An 18,168-nucleotide genomic window follows, 5' to 3' on the forward strand; every position below is an offset into this window, starting at 1 on the left:
TTTATTTCAATACAATATACCCAATATAATAATGAGCTACGTACAAATCTCCGGTGTCACGAAGTCGTTTGGTGACGTCCTCGCTGTCGACGACGTCAGTTTCGAAGCAGAGCGCGGTGAGTTCGTGTCGCTTCTCGGCCCATCGGGGTGTGGGAAGACGACGACGCTCCGAATGATTGCCGGACTCGAAACGCCGACATCTGGAACTATCGAAATTGGTGGTGAGGTAGTGACGGAACAACCTCCTTACGAGCGCGACATCGGGATGGTGTTCCAGCACTACGCGTTGTTCCCGCACAAGACGGTGGGAGAGAACGTCGGGTTCCCGCTCAAGATGCGCGGTGTCGGGAAAGAAGAACGCCGCGAACGGGTCGCTGACGCGCTCGAGATGGTCCGGCTTCCGGGGATGATGGACCGTTCACCGACCGAACTCTCCGGTGGACAACAGCAGCGTGTCGCCCTCGCGCGTGCACTCGTCTTCGAGCCAAACGTCCTCCTGATGGACGAACCGCTTTCGGCACTCGACCGTGTCCTCAGACAGAAGATGCGTATCGAGTTAGAACGCATCCAAGAGGAGATTGGTATCACGACGATTTACGTCACGCACGACCAGATGGAGGCGTTCTCGCTTTCGGACCGGGTCATCGTCCTCGACCAAGGTGAACTCTCGCAGCAAGGGAGTCCCCTCGACATTTACGAGAACCCGCAGTCAGAGTTCGTCGGCGAGTTCATCGGGCAGTCGACGAAGCTCTCCGGAACAGTCGCCTCCGCCGACGACGGTGTCGCGCTCGAAACCGACTCCGGACTACTGCTGGAATCGACCGCTCGTGACCTCCCCGTGAATTCGTCAGCGCTCGCGTTCCTCCGCGCAGAGAAACTCAGTATTTCGAAAGAACCGACGGGAGTGGCAAACGAACTGAAAGCGACAGTGACGACGGTCAGTTACCTCGGTGAGAAGACGCTGTTCTTCTGTACGCTTTCGACTGGCGAGGAGATTACCGTCGCCGAACACGGGTTCACTGGCGTCGACAAGTACGAATCCGGTGACGAAGTGTACGTGACCATTCCGGCTGAGAAACTCCTCCTCGTCGAAGACGGACCCGACGGAGGGCCAAGATGAGCGGCGAACAGAAGTCATCGAGCACGGACCTGTGGTCGTCCTCGTTCGAGGCAGAGGACATGCGTGAGCGAGTCTTCGGACTCCGGACCGCGCTGCTTCGGTCGTCACCGGTCATGGGCGTATTCGACCGCATCAAGCGTAACGAGCGTATCCTCGCCACCGCGCAGGCAGGGTTCGGTCTCGGCTGGATGCTCTTTTTCCTGTTCGCACCGCTCCTGTACATCGTGACGCTGTCGTTTTGGCAGCGTGGTGCAGGTGGTGTCATCATCCAAGAGTTCACGCTCAGCAATTACGAGTTCATCTTGACCCAGAACGTCGAACTCGCCTCGTTGACGTTCAAGAACCTGTACTTGACCATCCTCTTCCAGTCCGTCAAGTACGGTGTGTTCGTCACGATTGGAACGCTGCTTCTCGGGTACGTCCCGGCGTACTTCCTCGGGCGGACCGTCTCGAAGTGGAAGGCAGCATTCCTCTTGTTAGTCGTCTTGCCGTTCTGGGTACCGCTCATCATCCGCTACTACGCGTGGATTCTCGTCCTCGGTAACAAGGGACTCCTCGTGTCGATGCTCGGGTGGTTCGGCATCGAGATTGGGGGGTTCCTCTACACGGAGATGGCCGTCATTTCGGGACTCACGCAGGCGTTACTGCCCTTCATGATTCTCCCGATATACAACAGCGTCAACGAAATCGATAGCTCGCTCATCGAGAGCGCGAAGACCATGGGTGCGACGCCCCTTCGGACGTTCTACGAGGTGACGCTCCCACTGACGATGCCCGGTATCAGTGCCGGCGTGATTCTCGTGTTCATCCTCTCTGTCGGGAGTTACATGGCACCGGCACTGCTCGGTGCGCCGTCGAACACGATGGTCGCGAACCTCATCGAGTCTACCTTCGGTCAGAACCTCAACTGGCCGCTGGCGAGTGCGATGGGCGTCGTCTACCTGCTCGTGTTGTTCACCATCATCAGCGTGTTCAACCGCTTCGTTGGCCTCGACGATGTCTTCGGAGGTGACGCAGAATGAGCAGTCGCGACCAACTCGGCTGGTCGGCAATCAAGGGGACGACGGGACTCGTGTACCTGTTCCTCTTGTTCCCACTGCTCGCCGTCGTCATCATCTCGTTCCAACCGTCGAAGTATCCGACGTTCCCCCCGAAGGGCTGAGTCTCACGTGGTACGAGTCGTTCATCAACAGCGACCGGATGCTGTCGGCGCTCAAGAACAGTTTCATCGTCGCACTCGGTGCGTCGGTGTGTGCAGGCATCGTCGGGACGATTACCGCACTCGGGTTCGTCCGTCGGTCCTTCCCCGGGAAGAACGTGCTTTCGAGCGTCCTCTTCCTGCCGATGATTATCAGTCCGGTCGTCATCGGTGTCGCCTTGACCGCCTTCCTCACGAAGATGGGGTTCGAAAAGAACTACCTGTTCCTCATCGCGGGCCACACCACGCTCGTGCTCCCCTACATCTTCGTCACGGTCCGGGCGCAACTGTACGGGTTCGACCGGGCAGTCGAGGAAGCAGCCATGACGCTCGGGGCGAACGAATTGGAGACGTTCTTCGAGGTGACGCTCCCCCTCATCACGCCGGGACTCGCCGCAGGGATGCTCCTCGCGTTCGTCATTAGCTTCGGTGAGTTCACGGCCACCCAGTTCTGGGTCCAACCCGCGACCACTACCGCGCCAATCGAAATCTACACCATGGTCCGCACGAGCATCACGCCGATGATCAATGCGATGGCGACAGTGTTGATGCTCATCACCGTCGCTGTGCCACTCGCACTGGACGTTCTCCTCGGCAAGAACCTCATCCTCAAATCGGGGCTCTGAGGAGACCGGTCGCATTTTCTGAACTACATTTTAGGTAGCTGACGACAAATAGTGTCAACGTGATAATAAATGGCGAGCGAGGTCAGTGACTACCTACGAGGAGTCAATAGCGTGTTCAGGTACATCCCGACGTGGACACCGGGACGTAATCGACAGTTAGGGGATATCGGCTATTTCGACCGCGGTGTATTCGAGCGTCGAACGTCGCTCGACGATTTCGATATCGGCTTCACTATCCGCACAGACCCTGCACCGGCCGACTACATCACTCAAGCGAGTCGTGGTGTGGATATCAAATTCTCTGCCAAGGGCGAACTAGACGAGAGTTTTCAAGCGATCACGAAAGCAGAAGCAGGCGCTCGAATCGAATTCTCACGGAGGAACGCGTTTGTCTTCTCTGCACCAAACTGCCACGAACACGAAATCGAGAATAAGACACAGGTGAAACGAGAACTCCTCAGAATCCTCGAAGCAGGAGAGGGAGACTGGGACGAAAATTATGCAGTCGTCACCGATTTAGTACAGGCAGCGTCAGCGACCATCATTATCTCGGGATCGTCGAATAGCGCCATCGAACTCCGGGCGACGGGTGACGTCGGTCAAGACTGGTACAGTCTGGCGGGAATCAGTGCCAACGCTGAGATGGCATGGTCGAGAGGGAGTCTGACGAAGGTCATCACAAGCGAGGGAATCACACCACTGTTTCAACCAATTCGCGTGAAGAAGCACTTCCTCTCTCGATTGTTCGAGTTGTGGCGGACCGACCGCCCCAGCGTGGATGAATACGAGGGGCGCGATGGTATCGGAGGGGTCGAGACTGGAATAGATACCTACGGGTGGTACGAGGAGGATGCCGGAGACTTGTTCGAGTGGGCGTACGAAGACGAGGAGATGACCGCCGACCTGTTCGAAGAACTGTCCATCGACGACATTCTCGAATCTCACTAGGTCTGCCTTCTTCTGGTTCTCTCGTTCATACTGGACTACTCACCCCGTTGCAGTCCGTGGATTTCTGCGGCCTCCCCAAAACGTCGTGGCCTCCACCACTGAATTCTCGCCGCAAACCACTCGAAAAGCGCCAACCTGACACTCAGGTACTTAGTTTTCGATGACATATGTGAACCGAGATGTACGAATACCAAGCACGTTTGATGAACGTCGTCGACGGCGATACGTTCGACGTGACAGTCGACCTCGGGTTCCGAATCCACCGTGAAATCCGGCTTCGGTTAGGTGGTATCGACACCCACGAAACACACGGTGTCCCGAAGGATTCCGAAGAGTACCAGAAAGGGATGGAAGAAAAACAATTCGTCGAAACCTGGTTCGAGAACGTCGGTCCCGACGAACAAGAGTGGCCGTTCGTGATTCGAACCGAGAAGACTGGAAAATTCGGGCGATACATCGCAGAAGTCGAACGAAAGGCCGACGGGGGTATCCTCAACGATGACCTCGTTACCGAGTTCGGCGACGAAATCCGCTATCCGGAGTGACACGAGAGTCCGGGCGGTGGGGCGACAGACGGCCCACGGTTCGCCGGTGACTTTTTCGAGGTAGTGGTGGGTTCCACGAGTCCAGAAATAGAACTGAACATCGGCCTGACCAATCAACGAAGTGGTGTTGCGATGACCTCCTGCGGCGTCACGAGGAAGTGAACGCCCCAGATCAAAAACGAAATCTGGAGGTGGTCATCTGTCCGGCACCCAACCGACCCACTCAGCGCCTCCAACGCTTCTGCGTCGAGGACGTCGTAGAGTGGGGTCGACTCTTCATCTGGCTCGATTCCCAGTTCGACCGCTGATTCGATGAGTGTCTCGACGATTCGCCCGACACCGCTTCGTACGCTATCGTTCGAGCCCGCATCGAATCTGTGTGTAATCTTCTTCAGTAGGACGGAGTTCGTGAGAATACGTACGGGCGTATTCTCGCATAGAAGACACGCCAAGATACCATATAGTTACACTCCATCAGAGTATCAGTTACCGAACTTTATTCCCGCAGCCAGAACGTCTCTACAACAATTAACACGGGAGTGTGATTGATTATGCGGCAATTTCACACCGAGAGCATCGCTCTGAATCCTCCGACGACGATTCGGTCGAGTGCGCGGACAGCACCTCCGAAGGTGATGAAAAAGATGACCATCACGACGAACTCGACTGGGTCGAATAGCGTACCGTCGAGAGTGCCAGCGATACGAATCATCGTAATTCCGGCGTCGACGGCGCGTTCGAACGTCCACGCTGCGACGACACCACCGACGACGACTACCGCGGCGTAGACGACAAACAACGGTGTGTCTGGCACACTCCGTCTGTGGAAGTTCTGTTCAGACTCACCGGTCGGGCGACTGGCGAGTGCCTCGTATTGACGACGGGCCATATCGACGAGTGTCACCACGAAGATGAACCAGAGCATCGCGGCGATGGCGAATCCGACACCAGAGGGAGATACCGCCGGGATGGCATCTGTAATCACGTCCACGATGGTCGGCGTCGCGCGGCCGACGAAGACGTAGAACATCGCGAAACTGAGGAGCGAATCGACCGGGCCGTATGCTGGAAACGGTTCTTGTTCGCTAGTCGAACCGGTGTCGGCATAATACCCCATATGCGACTAAACGCGCCAAAGTGTCATCAACTGATATTCTGATTGTCACGTGCCGAGAGACAGACGAGTCTACTCGGCTGAAAATCTGGTATAGCGTACTTGACAGTAGAGTCGATAGTACAATAATCTAGAGAAATCCGACTGACACAACAAGTACGCAGATGGAGTCTGTTTGTTTATTATTGGCCCCGGTTTGTCAGGATTCTACACTCCGGTATCGGTCAGTCTGACGGAAAGTTTCTGTATTCAGTTACTCCAAAGCACGCTCGACTGTGCGCCCCGTGTTCTCCCCAGGTGTGTCAGTGTTGCAGATATTACACAATTTCGAACAAGTGTACACTCGGATGAGTGTCTCTCTTCCTCCTCAGACGACTGGGACGTCTCTCGGTACGTCCTACAATTTCACGACGAGTTCGTGCAGTCGCGGCGACGCCCAACTACTGTTCACCGGCGTCGACTAGTCAGCGTTCGCATTATTTTGTGCTAACATATATCGACATTCTGGATTTACCATTACACGCGTACATCCGTAATAATTGATTGTCTGACGTTTCAGAAGCGAGTTGACACTTGGTGTCCAATATCCACCGCTTGGACTAGGTCAGTACGTTGGTAAATCGGGGGTGTGGGCAGGTAACAGAGCAACCAGTCTGATTTCCTCAACTAATCGTTATGCTTTGACACCTCGTACTTCGAACATGCAATTCAGTTCGTCTTCCGACTCGTGGAGTAGCGGCGCCCTTTCACGCTCGACAATCGGGTGGATTGCCGTTGGACTCCTGCTGTTAGGGGTCGTTGCGTGGGTTGCGTACTCTTATCTCGGGTGGGTTTTGTTCGGTCTGTTCACCTACTACGTTGGTCGACCCATCACGCGCCGTCTTAGCCGGTGGATTTCGTCACGGTCACTCGCCGCAGGTCTCACTCTCACGTTCATCATCGTTCCAATCTTACTGTTCATCGCTGCCTTCCTCTCAGTTGCCCTCGGACAAGCGCTCACGTTTCTCTCGTCCGATGCGGTTGCGACGGTCGTAGCCAACCTCCCAATTTCGACTACCGGCCTTCCCGAAGACCCCGTCGAACTCGTGGTCGCATTGTCCCAGAGCACGGACGTGTCATCAGCACTTGGGCAGTTTGGGGTCGCAGTCGGTGCGTTCGCGGCGACACTGTTCAACGTGTTTTTGATGCTCCTCTTTGCATTCTTCCTGCTCATCGAAGACCAAAAACTGTCGCGCTGGTTCCAGACGAACGTCCTTGGAACCGATTCGCTCGCCACCGATTACCTCCGCCGTGTGGACCGTGGCCTCACTTCCGTCTTCTTCGGATACACGCTCACAATCTTCGTCATCATCGTCCTCGCGGCCATCATCTACAGCGTGTTCAATTTCCTCTCACCTGCGAATCTCGACATCCCATCGGTGATGCTACTCGCCGTCGTCACCGGCGTGTTTACTCTGATTCCACTCGTCGGGCGGTCGGTCGTGTATGCGTTCATCGTTGGGATACTCGCAATCGATGCGCTTCAGATTAACCCAGCCTTGCTCTGGATACCCATCGTGTTCTTCCTTCTCATGGTCCTCGTCTTCGATAACGTGGTCAGGACCTACATCCGACCGTACCTCTCTGGAAAAACGTACGACATGGGACTCGTCATGTTCGCGTACCTCGTTGGGCCAGCACTCTTCGGGTGGTACGGTATCTTCATGGGGCCCCTCGTGATGGTTGTCGTCGTCGAGTTCATCGTCAACGTCTTACCACGGTTTGCAAACGTCGAACCTGAGGAGGGAGACAGTGTCGACGATGAACCACTGGACCACGAACTCGGTGGCGGTGCAGTCGAGTACGACGAGTCTCCCGATTCAGAAGGAGGTGTCTCTCCCAGCTAACGACTCCCGACCTCTCGGTCGTTCGAATACCATATCCAATCATATCCTCACGTGACGTATCTCGAATCAGGAATAGTTCGCCTCGACCCCGTCAGAACCAGTACATCGAGCGAGACGAACGAAGAGATGTCGACTATGTCCCAACACACGACTGGACGAGACGAACCGCGGTACTACTTCATCAGCGACTTGCACATCGGTGGCGACGAGCAACTGCAGAACGTCGAGTTCAAAGACGAACTCCTCGCGTTTCTTCGGACACTCGAAGCGGCCGACGAGAACGCAGAACTCATCGTCAACGGCGATGCGTTCGGGTTGTGGGAGTTCACCGAACTCGAAGGACTCGAGAAATTCGACGCACTGGTCGACCGATATCCAGACCTCTTCGAACAGTTTCGAGCCACCGGAGCGCAAATCCCAATCACGTTCATCCCCGGAAACCACGATTACGAACTGGCGTGTTACGCAGAGTACGTCGACAGACTCGCCGAGTACAACATCACCCTCGAACAGGAAGTCGTCATCACGCGCCCCGTCGGTGGCCGGACCATCTGGGTCGAACACGGCCAACAACGAGACCCGAACAACAAAAGCCCAGATTTCGGAAACCCGTACGCCAATCCACCGGGCTACTTCGTGAACCGCCACATCACGAGTCGCGCCGGGAAGCTATCGGGGCGCGGGAAGTTCAATTGGCTCAAAGACATCCAGTCGGTGACGCCGATGACCCAGATACCCGAGTGGATGATTTCGAAGTACTTCTACCGCGAGATGAGTCCGTTTCTCCGGTACGCGTCGCTCCCGTTTCTCCTCTTGTTCAACGTGAGTGTCCTGTACCTCGTCGCGTTCTTGCTCTCTCTGTTCGGAATCTGGTCAGAACCGTTGTCTATCGTGGATTCGTTTATCAGGTTCATCGGATTCGCCGGCGTGCTCATCGATATCGTTCTCGTCGTGAACATCGTCGTCATCGTGATTCTGCTGTTACTCTCGGTTCCACTCTTCTTCGTCGTGAGAGATATCCGAAAGACACTCCAGCGATTTGGGTTGGTAGAGGAAGCCGACCCACAGGACGTTTCGGACGCGTACATCGAAGGTGCACGAGAAGTGTTCGAGGAGAATCCCGACGTCGCGGTGTTCGTATACGGACACACCCACCGCGCCTCGCTCAACGAAGTCGACGATAGGGCAGTCGTCAACACCGGGACATGGTTGAAACGATTGCACCGAAAGTCTGTCCTGCTCGGAATCCTCCCATTGGTGTTCTACTCGTCGTTTCGCCTCAACTACTTCGTGATATCACCAGCAGACGGTGCAGTCGCCATCGAATATCATCGCATCGAAAAGGAAGACCCAAGAGACCTGACCCTGCTCGAAAAACTACTCACGCGAAAGCCGAAAATCGAGGATTCGATTCCGAAGCGGACCCTCGTCGGGACTGAATGGGAATCGGGGGCAGAACTCGAGACACAACCGACGCACCAAATGTCGGCAGACGGCCGCCGACCGACGGGTGAGACAACACCTGACGAATAGTGAACAGGGGATAGTCGCGCCTGTGACGTCCCCTCGTCCATCGAAAACACCATCCGTGCGGCGGGACACCCGAGTCCTCGGTCAGACCTCGGCGATGCATCTGAAACTCACGTGGTTAGTCGAGGTGTCGATGGGTTCAGGATAGCGCGCCGCCGGACGATATCTGAAGCAATAGTTCGGCGCACAGAGATGCGAACCGCCTTTGAGCACCTTTCGGGGGACCCTCGTTGGGTCCTGTGGGTGGATGCTCTGTTCTTCGGTGACCCCCCGCGGGTTCGTCGGCGTACAGCACGTCGGTGTCGCTGACGAACCCGCAGTCGGGTCGTCGCTGTACCAGTCACGGGTCCACTGCCACGCGTTCCCAGCCATGTCGTAGAGTCCGTACTCGTTCGGAGGGAATGCCCCGACTGGTGACGTCCGTTCGTAGCCGTCGAGTTTCTGATTCTCGTACGGGAACTGTCCTTGCCACGTATTCGCCATCAACTGTCCGTCGACGACGTGGTCGTCGCCCCAGACGAACCGCTTTTGTTCCAACCCCCCGCGTGCGGCGCGTTCCCACTGCGCTTCGGTCGGGAGCGTCTTGCCAGCCCACTCTGCGTAGGCGACAGCATCCTCGTACGCGACGTGGACGACAGGGTGGTCCATCATATCCTCGATAGAACTGTCCGGGCCGAGAGGGTGCCGCCAGTCGGCATCGGGGACGTACTCCCACCACTGGTTGGGGTTCTGAAGGTCGACGGGGTGATTCGGTTTCGTGAACACGGCGGACCCGGCCACGAGATTGTCCGGGTCAACGTCGGGGTAGTCGTCAGGGTTCGGCGGACGTTCAGCGAACGTGGTATAGCCGGTGTCGTCGACGAATGCCGAAAACTCCGCGTTCGTCACGTGGTGTCTCTCCATCCAGAACCCATCGACACTGACCTCACGAGTCGGGCTTTCCTCCGGGTAGAATTCGTCAGACCCCATCGTAAACGTGCCACCGGGAATCCAGACCATGTTCTCCTGAGGTGGGTCGGTCGGTGCGTCGTCGCTCTGTTGGTCGGGTTCGTGACTCATTGTGAAGGTTGAGGTGTGCGGTAGTCGGAAACGCTCATGATTGCCTGCGTGGAGACTGGTCGCTCGTGAGCAGCTACGTCAATTGTATAACACGTGGAGAGATAAATTTCCCCCCACCGTCCGATTCCTACGTCGTGGTGAGTCAGTCCTCTCCAAGCGGTTCCGAGGCATCCGTCTCCAGTCGTTCGGTCCGCTCGGTTCGGGCGTACGCGTCGTACACCAGTCGAGCGATTGCGCCGACTCCCAACACGGCGATAGCCGTGTCGACGACCGGTCCTATAACTGGAATCGACACGAGTATCCCCACGACGAAGACACCGACGAGGAGACTCACCCAGCGGTTCTCGATTGGTTCACGGTCGACGTCAGCGTACGCGAGCACTCGCGGGACTGCTTCGAGAAGCCACACACCGACGGCGAACCTGCCGTAGACTGCACCGACCCACCAGAGGACGAGGAAGATGGCCCCGCCGGCGAGTGCCAGTGGAAGACCGAAGAGACTGACACCTAACAACACGAGGGCGATTGGGGTGAGGATGGCCGTCGCCAGTCCGAACCCAGCGGTTCGAACCGGGTCTCGAACGACGTTCGACGCGACCCGGTCCGAGAATCTCGGCAGCAACCCGACCAACAAGATGCCGAGGAGCAGGGTGACGAAGAAACCGTACGCGTCGAGGAACGAGATACCGAAGGGAAGTATCTGCGCAGGAATCGGGACGAAAGCCGACACGAGCAGGAACGGGAGTTGGACCGAAGACTGCCAGCGAGACACTGCCACCGGTTCACTCGTCGGTCCTGGTGTCGGTTCGGTCACACCGGGAGAATCCGACAGACCAACCAGTGATTGGTTCGATGTCCTTCCTTCCCCACCGAGCACTGTCCCATTGACTTGCGTTCTGACCGCTGTCGTCCGCAGTTGACCGTCGACTCTCGCGTCGTCCTCGACGGTGACCAAGATACTGATGGTATCGACGGTTCCCGCAACGTCACCGGAGACAGTCAAGGCACCACCAATTGCGTCGATACCATCACCGACAGTCCCTGCGGCGGTTGTGACACCGCTAAAGGCGGTGACTTTTCCACCGACCTGACCGGTGACATCGACGCGCCCTGCGAGTGCGGTTACGTCCCCAGTGACTTCACCGGAGACGACGACGTCACCCGCAAGTGCAGTTACGTCGCCGTCGACCGTTCCCAGAATAATCACCGTTCCACCGGCGGTGGTCAGGTCGTCGCTGAGTGTCTCACCTCGTTCCACCACGACTGTTGGACCAACCTCTGTCTTGGCGACAGCAACCCCAGGGATTGTGGAGAGGAGAACTATCGCCACTAGAATAGACGCGAGTGCCCAGTGTGAAGACCCGTTACGTTGCATACACGGACCTCCGGGAGGTGACGCTGTTCGAAATCGGTACTCCTCTCATTGGCTTCATCTCGTGTCTCATCGTCGTTCACTGCAGTACACTGCTGTGAGCACAGGTCAACCACTCAGATGGTGCTGAATTTCCGCTGGTTGGGCACCAACCAGTTCCGTTCAGGCGTCGACGAGAGCGTTCGCTCTCGCACGGTACACGTCCCAACGAGTGTTCAGCTATCAAGCTAGATAACAGTCTGGCAGGGAATAAATATATGTTACAAATTCCAGCACATTCTGGACAATCAAACGATTATTAGATGTTCAAATCAATATGTGTACCAATCTTTATCTTAATGTGGAACAACTAGTATCATATTCCAGTCGGTGCCCTATCGACGCACTGGCGGGTGAACACGGAGTGTCATCATGAGTCAGCAGTTACCCGAAGAGTGGTTCGTTCGTGACAAAAAGATAAACGCCACCATCGCGTGGGTAATTACTGCGGTTCTGGTCATCCTCGCAGTGCTCGGCTTTTTCGCAGGGTTGCTCGTCTTCATGACGATTGCTGCAGTCGCGGCGTTCGTTGCTATCACACCAGCAGTCGTCAACCGGTCGTGGACGCGAACCGTCTCGTGGCCACTCTTACTCCTCGCATCGATTCCACTCGTGCTCGGTGTCGGTCGCCCATCGTTCTTCAGCGACGTCGTCACGAGTCTCAGCATCGCGATGCTCGCGATGCTCGTCGTCGTCGCGTTGCAGATGACGACGACAGTCCGGATGACGCCACGGTTCGCTATCTTCTTCGTCGCCCTCTCGACCATGGCGTTCGCGGGGTTCTGGGCCGTCGGGTCGGCCATCTCGGCCCGATACCTCGGGACCGACTTCGTCGAGACGAACGAAGAACTGATGATTGTCTTCACCGCAGCGGCACTCGCTGGAATCGCCGGCGGGGTCATCTTCCGGTGGTACTTCAGAGGACAACTCAAGGCGAACGTCGAGGCACAACCCGACGTCGAGGTGGTAGCATGATGTCCGAAACGGAGGTTCAGAAGTCAGGGCGAGTCGAGCGAACAGTCGTCCGCGTCCTCCAAGTGTTGATGCTCGTCATCTTCGGCCTCGGGGTGTACTACGGGAATAGCGGCGTCTTTGTCAATGCCGGCGTCGGACTTCTCGTGACCTTGCTCCCGGGTGTCCTCAAGCGTCGCTACGACTTCACGATGAACGTCGGTATCGTCCTCTGGATATCCGTCGCGATGTTCTTGCACGCCTTCGGCACACTCCCACTCCCGGGCCTCGACTTCCTGAGCCCCTACAAGGCCGTCTGGTGGTGGGACCACATGACGCACGCACTATCGTCGTCACTGGTCGCCGGTGCCGCGTACGCGGTGACTCGGGCATTGATGGAACACACCGAGTACATCAACATGCCACCACGGTTCATGTTCGCCTATCTCCTCGTCTTCGTGATGGCGTTCGGCGTACTGTGGGAACTCCTCGAGTTCTACATCGGCGTGGTTTCGCAACTGCTCGGCGCTGAAGAGGTTCTCACTCAGTACGGACTCGATGACACCGTTCTCGACTTGATGTACAACACCCTCGGTGGTTTGTTGGTCGCTATCTTCGGAACAGCACACCTGACTGGCATCTCCGACCAACTCCGTGGGAGACTGGAGGGGACGTCTACCGACCGGTGAGCGAGAACTACGGTAACACATCACCTCTATCTAACTATCTCGGTTTTCGTATTTATCTGTCGCCAGTACACTCCAGCAACACGTGAAAAACCATTATTATTTTTCCAGTTGATATTCCGCTTAACCCACACACCGAGAAAGGTGGTGAGCAAACGAACTCTCGTCGACTTCGAGAGGGTTCACTCTGTTGACAGCGCTCTCGGTTGCGGGGGAGAACGACGACAATGTCCAACCGAGAGTTCCACGGTCAAATCGGCCGTACGTACGACGAATCAGAACCCTGGTGGCCCGAAGAGACACGCGCCCCAGAAGATGCACCGAACGTCTTGATGGTGGTGTTAGACGACGTTGGCTTCGGCCAACTCGGCTGTTATGGTGGCCTCGTCGACACCCCGAACATCGACCGCCTCGCAGACAACGGCCTCCGATACAACAACTTCCACACGACGGCGCTCTGCTCGCCGACGCGGAGTTGTTTACTCACCGGCCGGAATCACCACTCGAACGGGATGGCAGGAATCACCGAGATATCGACCGGCTTCCCCGGATACAACGGCCACATTCCCCACGAAAACGGGTTCCTCTCTGAGATACTCGTCGGAGAGGGATTCAACACGTTTGCGATGGGGAAGTGGCACCTCGCACCGGCCGAGTCGACGAGTGCTGCTGGACCGTACGATGGATGGCCACTCGGACGTGGGTTCGAGCGATTCTACGGCTTCCTCGGTGGTGACACCGACCAGTACACGCCCACACTCGTGCACGACAACCATCAAACCGAGCCACCGGCGACCCCCGAAGAAGGGTACCACTTCACAGAAGACCTGGCCACTCGTACCATCGAATTCATCGGCGACGCAAAACAGGTCGACCCCGACAAACCGTTCTTCACGTACTTCGCACCGGGGGCGTGCCACGCGCCCCACCAGGTTCCACAAGAGTGGGCGGACAAGTACGAAGGCAAGTTCGATATGGGATGGGACGAAGCCCGAGAGAAGATTCTCGAACGACAGAAGAAGATGGGAATCGTCCCGGAGAATACCGCCCTCTCGCCACAGAACCCTGACGTGAACCGATGGGATTCGCTCTCGGAGGACGAACAACGACTTTACGCGCGGATGATGGAAGTGTTCGCGGGCTTCCTCGAACACACCGACGCCCAGATTGGAAAAGTTCTGGACTACCTCGACGAACTCGGTGAACTCGACAACACGCTCGTGATGCTCGTCTCGGATAACGGCGCGAGCGCCGAGGGAGGACACTCCGGGTCAGTCAACGAGAACCGTTTCTTCAACAACGTCCCTGAATCCCTCGAAGAGAACCTCGAGGCGATGGACGAACTCGGCGGCCCGAAGTACTTCAATCACTACCCGTGGGGCTGGACGTGGGCCGGCGACACGCCGTTCCAGCGCTGGAAGCGCGAGACCCACCGCGGCGGCACGTCGGACCCACTCGTGGTCTCGTGGCCCGATGGTATCGACACTCGTGGCGAGATTCGCGACCAGTTCGTCCACGCTATCGACCTCGTACCGACCATCCTCGAGACGGTCGGTATCGACGCCCCAGACGAAGTGAAAGGCTACTCACAATCACCTATCGAAGGCACGAGCTTCGTCTACTCGTTCGACGAACCCGACGCACCAGAGCAACACACGACGCAGTACTTCGAGATGCTCGGCACTCGTGCCATCTACCACGATGGCTGGCGTGCCGTCCGCCCGTGGCCGTTCGGCAAACCCATGACTGCCGAAGACCTCTCGGCGACCACGCTCGAAGAGTCCGGATGGGAACTCTACCACCTCGAAGAGGACTTCTCGGAAGCGCACGACGTCGCATCCGAGCACCCCGAGAAGGTACTCGAACTCGCACAGTTGTGGTGGACCGAAGCAGGCAAGTACGACGTGTTACCGCTCGATGGCCGTGGCATCCAGCGGTTCGCCGAAACGCGACCACAACCCGGGAAGGCCCGTGAGAAGTACGTCTACTATCCAGGCACCCAGCACGTCCCAGAGAACGCGGCGGTGAAAGTATTCAACCGGGACCACAGTATCACAGCTGACATCACCGTCCCAGAAGGAGGTGCCGAAGGTGTCCTGCTCGCTCACGGTGCCCGTTCTGGTGGCTACTCGCTGTACGTCGAAGACAATCACCTTCGCTACGTCCACAACTACGTCGGTATCGAAGAGTTCGAAATCGCCGCCGACGACCCGATACCGGAAGGTGAGGTTTCGGTTCGGATGGAGTTCGAGGTGACCGGAGAACCCGACATGAGTGAGGGGAAGGGAGCCCCGGGTACCGTCCGGCTCTACTACGGCGACGAGCAGGTCGGTGAGGGGGAAGTACCGATGACCATCCCGATTACGATGGGACTCACCGCTGGACTGAGTTGTGGCCGAGACGCCGTCAACGCCGTCAGCGACACCTACCGCGACCGGACTCCCTTCGCGTTCACCGGTGACATCACTCGCGTGACTGTCGACGTCAGCGGCGAACCCTTCGTCCACGAAGAAGCCGAGATGGACCAGATTATGGCGAGAGAATAGGTCACTCAGAACAGTTTCACATTCTTTCTTTGCAAGGGCTGGTCTCCGGACGTGGGACCGGACATCGAAACCACTGTCACTCGAACGAGAACACGTCCATCACAAGCACCGACGTCCCGCAAATCTGCTTCACAACACCCCTTCGGGGAATCGCTCCTCGTTCTCCCGAATCACGTCGAGAACCGGAGCGACGTCGTTCCACCCGTCACCGGTGCAAATCTGTCCGTTTTCGCGGTCCCAACGTATGAACCCAAACTCGTCGAGTTTTGGGAGGTGGACGTGGTACAATCCGATCTGGGTTCGTTCAGGTATGTCCACCTCGCCGTCCGAGGTGAGGAGTTCCGCCGGGTCGAGAGTCTCGTCATCCACTGGATTCGCATCGGCGAGCGCAAAGAGTAACTCGCGCTGGGCAGGGTTCGCGAGTGCTTCGAAGACGCCACCAGCGTCCGTCTCTTGGCCTCCCATTTCACGTGCCATTCTCACACGTCTCATTGTAGGATACGTATCCACACCTGTTGAGGTTCAAGGTTGACTCGTCAATTCGCTTAAGTCGGTGACAACTATTCGGTATCTGTCGACGAGGAGAGGAGCGTCCCGTAGAGGACTTTTTCGTTGCCGAGTCGAATTCGGTTCGAGAGTGCTTGCCGAGTGATTTCGAGTTCGTCGGCAAGTTCGTCGAGACTCACCTTACTCGGTGTCTCGAAATAGCCCCGCCGAAGTGCGAGGACGAGCGCCTCACGTTGTTCGTCCGTGAGACCGAATCTGTAGCCGTGTTCCCGGGATTTCGTCGACGTGAAGGTCCGTTCGACGGTGATGGGGATGTCGTGTTCCATGACGTAGGCGTGAAACGCCGAGAGCGTGTCTTGGTTAGGGAACCGAAGCCGGAAGAGCCAGTCTCTGTTACCGCGGGCCTCGAGGACAGTCGCATCTGACGCGACGATGATGTCGATGAGACGTGTGGCATCTTCGTTCCATTCGATACGGTAGAGTTGGCTGTCTTCGACCGAATCGAGGACGGTCACCCCTCTCACCGCTGGGTTCGCTCGCACGTTCTCTGTGAACTCGTCGTGGTCGTCACCGGTTGCCCACACGAATGGCAACACCATATTCCCCGTCGGAACGACCCGTTCTATTTCGAGATGCATCCCGGGGGGTCGCATCAACACCTGACCGAGTTCGAAGTCTGAGGCAGCAATCGAGAACTCCAATATGACACTCATACTCGTAGATACGGCGGCAGAATATGTAGACTTGTCACCTACGTTTCTGAACGTCCATGTGCGAACGGGTCTGCTCGACAGAACTCAGTCAGATGCCCCTGCCGGTTCGTCGATATCAGCACGAACCTCGTCGAGTCGCGTCTGGTCCTCGTCGAGTCTCAAGTCCTCACTCACTCCCACTCGGCGTAATGGCCCGTCGTCGGCAGTAGGGTGAAGCATTCTGGGGAACTTCAACTGTAAGAACAGCACGACGACCACCATGAGGAACGGCCCGTAGAAGATACCGTACCATCCGAACAGTGGTGGACCGACGAGATAGGCGAAGACGATGAGGCCCATCGGGAATAACCGACCAGAGAGTGCCGGTCGGATGTAGATTCGGATGAGGTTGTCGAACGGCAGTTCCATCACGGCGAGAAAGGCGAGGGGGAACCAGAGAGCCGATGGATTGGTCTGCAGGGCGACGAGAGCGAGGTACGCAGTGACGACGGCGTAGACGATACTCCGCCCGACGAGGGGAACAATCGTGAACAGTCCAGTGACGACCGCTAACGTGACTGGGGCCGGAATTTCGAGCCCCGACGGCGCAACGAAGTTGAATAGAGTGTAGACGATTGCTGCGAGGACGATGACGACGAAGATGGTGATAGTGTAGCCGAAGTAGACCGACTCTAGGCCCTCGTCGACTGCACGGAGGTACTGGACGAGGTCAGAGTCGTCGTCTGCGATGTTCCTGTGGAACCAGGAAGCTAGTCGGTCATCTTCTCGAAGGAGGAAGAACGCGAAGAGGAGTGAGAGGAACGCGTTGAACAACGCAGACGCGACAGACCCGACCGTTCTCGACACCGACCCGAAAACGTCCTGTATCGCACCGCCACTAACAACTTCGCCCAGTCCGCGTACGAGTTCAGTCGGGTCCTGTGGCAGTGCGTCGATTGCGAGAGGAAGGACAGCATTGATTCGCACGACGACTTCGTCTGTGAAGAACGAACTGAGTTCGGCGATGGTGACGAGAATCGCCCCACCCAGAATGGCGACGATGGGGACGACGACGAGAAGTAGCGTCACGACAGCCGAGATATTCTTCGACGGGAGTCGCCGCTCGAGGCGTCTCTGAATCGGACGGGCGACGTAGTAGATGAACAATCCGAAGACGACCCAAGGGAGGTACACCCAACCGACGAATGCGATTACAGCACCGACGACGAGTGCGAATATCCACCACCCAACCTCGAGTTGACCGAAAACGCGACGAATCCTGTCAGCGGCACCGCTCGCTCGGTTCATGCGACTGTAGTACGTCGTCCGAGGAAATAGCCGTATCCCCA

18 protein-coding genes are annotated in these 18,168 nt (G+C 57.1%); 11 read left to right on the top strand and 7 right to left on the bottom strand.

From position 1 onward, the window contains the following. The first annotated feature begins 31 nt into the window (after positions 1 to 31). The 6 genes from GJR96_RS16550 to GJR96_RS16570 all read left to right on the top strand — a co-directional run bounded on the left by GJR96_RS16550 (position 32) and on the right by GJR96_RS16570 (position 4,437). Positions 32 to 1,120 (top strand): ABC transporter ATP-binding protein, encoded by a 1,089-nt coding sequence (locus GJR96_RS16550; protein ID WP_151164561.1) that lies wholly within the window; start codon positions 32 to 34, stop codon positions 1,118 to 1,120. Further along, positions 1,117 to 2,142 carry an ABC transporter permease gene (locus tag GJR96_RS16555; protein WP_151164562.1) on the top strand — a complete coding sequence of 342 codons (1,026 nt, stop codon included), beginning with the start codon at positions 1,117 to 1,119 and terminating at the stop codon, positions 2,140 to 2,142. The genes GJR96_RS16550 and GJR96_RS16555 overlap by 4 nt, the downstream gene beginning before the upstream one ends. Then, positions 2,139 to 2,282 (top strand): hypothetical protein, encoded by a 144-nt coding sequence (locus GJR96_RS18340; RefSeq protein WP_225317774.1) that lies wholly within the window; start codon positions 2,139 to 2,141, stop codon positions 2,280 to 2,282. The genes GJR96_RS16555 and GJR96_RS18340 overlap by 4 nt, the downstream gene beginning before the upstream one ends. A 38-nt stretch (positions 2,283 to 2,320) precedes the next feature. Then, positions 2,321 to 2,944: an ABC transporter permease gene (locus GJR96_RS16560; protein ID WP_225317775.1), complete on the top strand. Its 624-nt coding sequence runs from the start codon at positions 2,321 to 2,323 to the stop codon at positions 2,942 to 2,944. Between the two features lie 111 nt (positions 2,945 to 3,055). Then, a complete protein-coding gene (locus GJR96_RS16565; RefSeq protein ID WP_151164564.1) occupies positions 3,056 to 3,892 on the top strand; it encodes a hypothetical protein in 837 nt (278 codons plus the stop codon). Positions 3,893 to 4,071: 179 nt separating this feature from the next. Next, entirely contained in the window at positions 4,072 to 4,437 is a 366-nt protein-coding gene (locus GJR96_RS16570) for a thermonuclease family protein (protein ID WP_151164566.1), read from the top strand. 113 nt (positions 4,438 to 4,550) lie between these two features. On the opposite strand, the gene GJR96_RS16575 is transcribed toward GJR96_RS16570, so the two are convergent. Next, entirely contained in the window at positions 4,551 to 4,889 is a 339-nt protein-coding gene (locus GJR96_RS16575; RefSeq protein WP_151164568.1) for a hypothetical protein, read from the bottom strand. Between the two features lie 110 nt (positions 4,890 to 4,999). After that, positions 5,000 to 5,554 (bottom strand): hypothetical protein, encoded by a 555-nt coding sequence (locus GJR96_RS16580; RefSeq protein ID WP_225317776.1) that lies wholly within the window; start codon positions 5,552 to 5,554, stop codon positions 5,000 to 5,002. Positions 5,555 to 6,252: 698 nt separating this feature from the next. On the opposite strand from GJR96_RS16580, the gene GJR96_RS16585 reads away from it, so the two are divergent. Further along, entirely contained in the window at positions 6,253 to 7,437 is a 1,185-nt protein-coding gene (locus tag GJR96_RS16585; protein WP_151164570.1) for an AI-2E family transporter, read from the top strand. Positions 7,438 to 7,572: 135 nt separating this feature from the next. Then, complete coding sequence (locus tag GJR96_RS16590) at positions 7,573 to 8,970, top strand: metallophosphoesterase (RefSeq protein WP_151164572.1); 1,398 nt, start codon at positions 7,573 to 7,575, stop codon at positions 8,968 to 8,970. 81 nt (positions 8,971 to 9,051) lie between these two features. Here the strand turns inward: GJR96_RS16590 and GJR96_RS16595 are convergent, their stop codons facing one another. After that, the gene (locus tag GJR96_RS16595; RefSeq protein WP_225317777.1) at positions 9,052 to 10,026 is read right to left on the bottom strand and encodes a formylglycine-generating enzyme family protein; all 975 of its coding nucleotides are present in this window, start codon (positions 10,024 to 10,026) and stop codon (positions 9,052 to 9,054) included. Between the two features lie 142 nt (positions 10,027 to 10,168). Next, positions 10,169 to 11,401: a bactofilin family protein gene (locus GJR96_RS16600; RefSeq protein ID WP_151164574.1), complete on the bottom strand. Its 1,233-nt coding sequence runs from the start codon at positions 11,399 to 11,401 to the stop codon at positions 10,169 to 10,171. A gap of 408 nt (positions 11,402 to 11,809) precedes the next feature. On the opposite strand from GJR96_RS16600, the gene GJR96_RS16605 reads away from it, so the two are divergent. From GJR96_RS16605 to GJR96_RS16615, 3 genes are all read left to right on the top strand, one after another. Beyond that, on the top strand, positions 11,810 to 12,412 hold the full coding sequence (locus GJR96_RS16605; RefSeq protein ID WP_154326380.1) for a hypothetical protein: 603 nt from the start codon (positions 11,810 to 11,812) through the stop codon (positions 12,410 to 12,412). Further along, a complete protein-coding gene (locus GJR96_RS16610; RefSeq protein ID WP_151164575.1) occupies positions 12,409 to 13,077 on the top strand; it encodes a hypothetical protein in 669 nt (222 codons plus the stop codon). The genes GJR96_RS16605 and GJR96_RS16610 overlap by 4 nt, the downstream gene beginning before the upstream one ends. A 224-nt stretch (positions 13,078 to 13,301) precedes the next feature. Continuing rightward, on the top strand, positions 13,302 to 15,620 hold the full coding sequence (locus tag GJR96_RS16615; protein ID WP_151164577.1) for an arylsulfatase: 2,319 nt from the start codon (positions 13,302 to 13,304) through the stop codon (positions 15,618 to 15,620). Positions 15,621 to 15,749: 129 nt separating this feature from the next. On the opposite strand, the gene GJR96_RS16620 is transcribed toward GJR96_RS16615, so the two are convergent. The 3 genes from GJR96_RS16620 to GJR96_RS16630 form a co-directional block, all read right to left on the bottom strand. Further along, a complete protein-coding gene (locus GJR96_RS16620) occupies positions 15,750 to 16,097 on the bottom strand; it encodes a DUF7344 domain-containing protein (RefSeq protein ID WP_151164579.1) in 348 nt (115 codons plus the stop codon). Between the two features lie 83 nt (positions 16,098 to 16,180). Beyond that, on the bottom strand, positions 16,181 to 16,840 hold the full coding sequence (locus GJR96_RS16625; RefSeq protein ID WP_151164581.1) for a helix-turn-helix domain-containing protein: 660 nt from the start codon (positions 16,838 to 16,840) through the stop codon (positions 16,181 to 16,183). An 84-nt stretch (positions 16,841 to 16,924) separates the two neighbouring features. Next, entirely contained in the window at positions 16,925 to 18,127 is a 1,203-nt protein-coding gene (locus tag GJR96_RS16630) for an AI-2E family transporter (RefSeq protein WP_151164583.1), read from the bottom strand. Positions 18,128 to 18,168: the final 41 nt, after the last annotated feature.

The sequence above is a fragment of the Haloferax litoreum genome (assembly GCF_009674605.1).
Classification (GTDB): Archaea; Halobacteriota; Halobacteria; order Halobacteriales; family Haloferacaceae; genus Haloferax; species Haloferax litoreum.

Bases quoted from the DNA above. Each gene is read 5' to 3' on its own strand.
- GJR96_RS16550 (WP_151164561.1), top strand. From the start codon at position 32: ATGAGCTACGTACAAATCTCCGGTGTCACGAAGTCGTTTGGTGACGTC.
- GJR96_RS16555 (WP_151164562.1), top strand. From the start codon at position 1,117: ATGAGCGGCGAACAGAAGTCATCGAGCACGGACCTGTGGTCGTCCTCG.
- GJR96_RS18340 (WP_225317774.1), top strand. From the start codon at position 2,139: ATGAGCAGTCGCGACCAACTCGGCTGGTCGGCAATCAAGGGGACGACG.
- GJR96_RS16560 (WP_225317775.1), top strand. From the start codon at position 2,321: ATGCTGTCGGCGCTCAAGAACAGTTTCATCGTCGCACTCGGTGCGTCG.
- GJR96_RS16570 (WP_151164566.1), top strand. From the start codon at position 4,072: ATGTACGAATACCAAGCACGTTTGATGAACGTCGTCGACGGCGATACG.
- GJR96_RS16580 (WP_225317776.1), bottom strand. From the start codon at position 5,554: ATGGGGTATTATGCCGACACCGGTTCGACTAGCGAACAAGAACCGTTT.
- GJR96_RS16585 (WP_151164570.1), top strand. From the start codon at position 6,253: ATGCAATTCAGTTCGTCTTCCGACTCGTGGAGTAGCGGCGCCCTTTCA.
- GJR96_RS16590 (WP_151164572.1), top strand. From the start codon at position 7,573: ATGTCCCAACACACGACTGGACGAGACGAACCGCGGTACTACTTCATC.
- GJR96_RS16595 (WP_225317777.1), bottom strand. From the start codon at position 10,026: ATGAGTCACGAACCCGACCAACAGAGCGACGACGCACCGACCGACCCA.
- GJR96_RS16600 (WP_151164574.1), bottom strand. From the start codon at position 11,401: ATGCAACGTAACGGGTCTTCACACTGGGCACTCGCGTCTATTCTAGTG.
- GJR96_RS16605 (WP_154326380.1), top strand. From the start codon at position 11,810: ATGAGTCAGCAGTTACCCGAAGAGTGGTTCGTTCGTGACAAAAAGATA.
- GJR96_RS16610 (WP_151164575.1), top strand. From the start codon at position 12,409: ATGATGTCCGAAACGGAGGTTCAGAAGTCAGGGCGAGTCGAGCGAACA.
- GJR96_RS16615 (WP_151164577.1), top strand. From the start codon at position 13,302: ATGTCCAACCGAGAGTTCCACGGTCAAATCGGCCGTACGTACGACGAA.
- GJR96_RS16620 (WP_151164579.1), bottom strand. From the start codon at position 16,097: ATGGCACGTGAAATGGGAGGCCAAGAGACGGACGCTGGTGGCGTCTTC.
- GJR96_RS16625 (WP_151164581.1), bottom strand. From the start codon at position 16,840: ATGAGTGTCATATTGGAGTTCTCGATTGCTGCCTCAGACTTCGAACTC.
- GJR96_RS16630 (WP_151164583.1), bottom strand. From the start codon at position 18,127: ATGAACCGAGCGAGCGGTGCCGCTGACAGGATTCGTCGCGTTTTCGGT.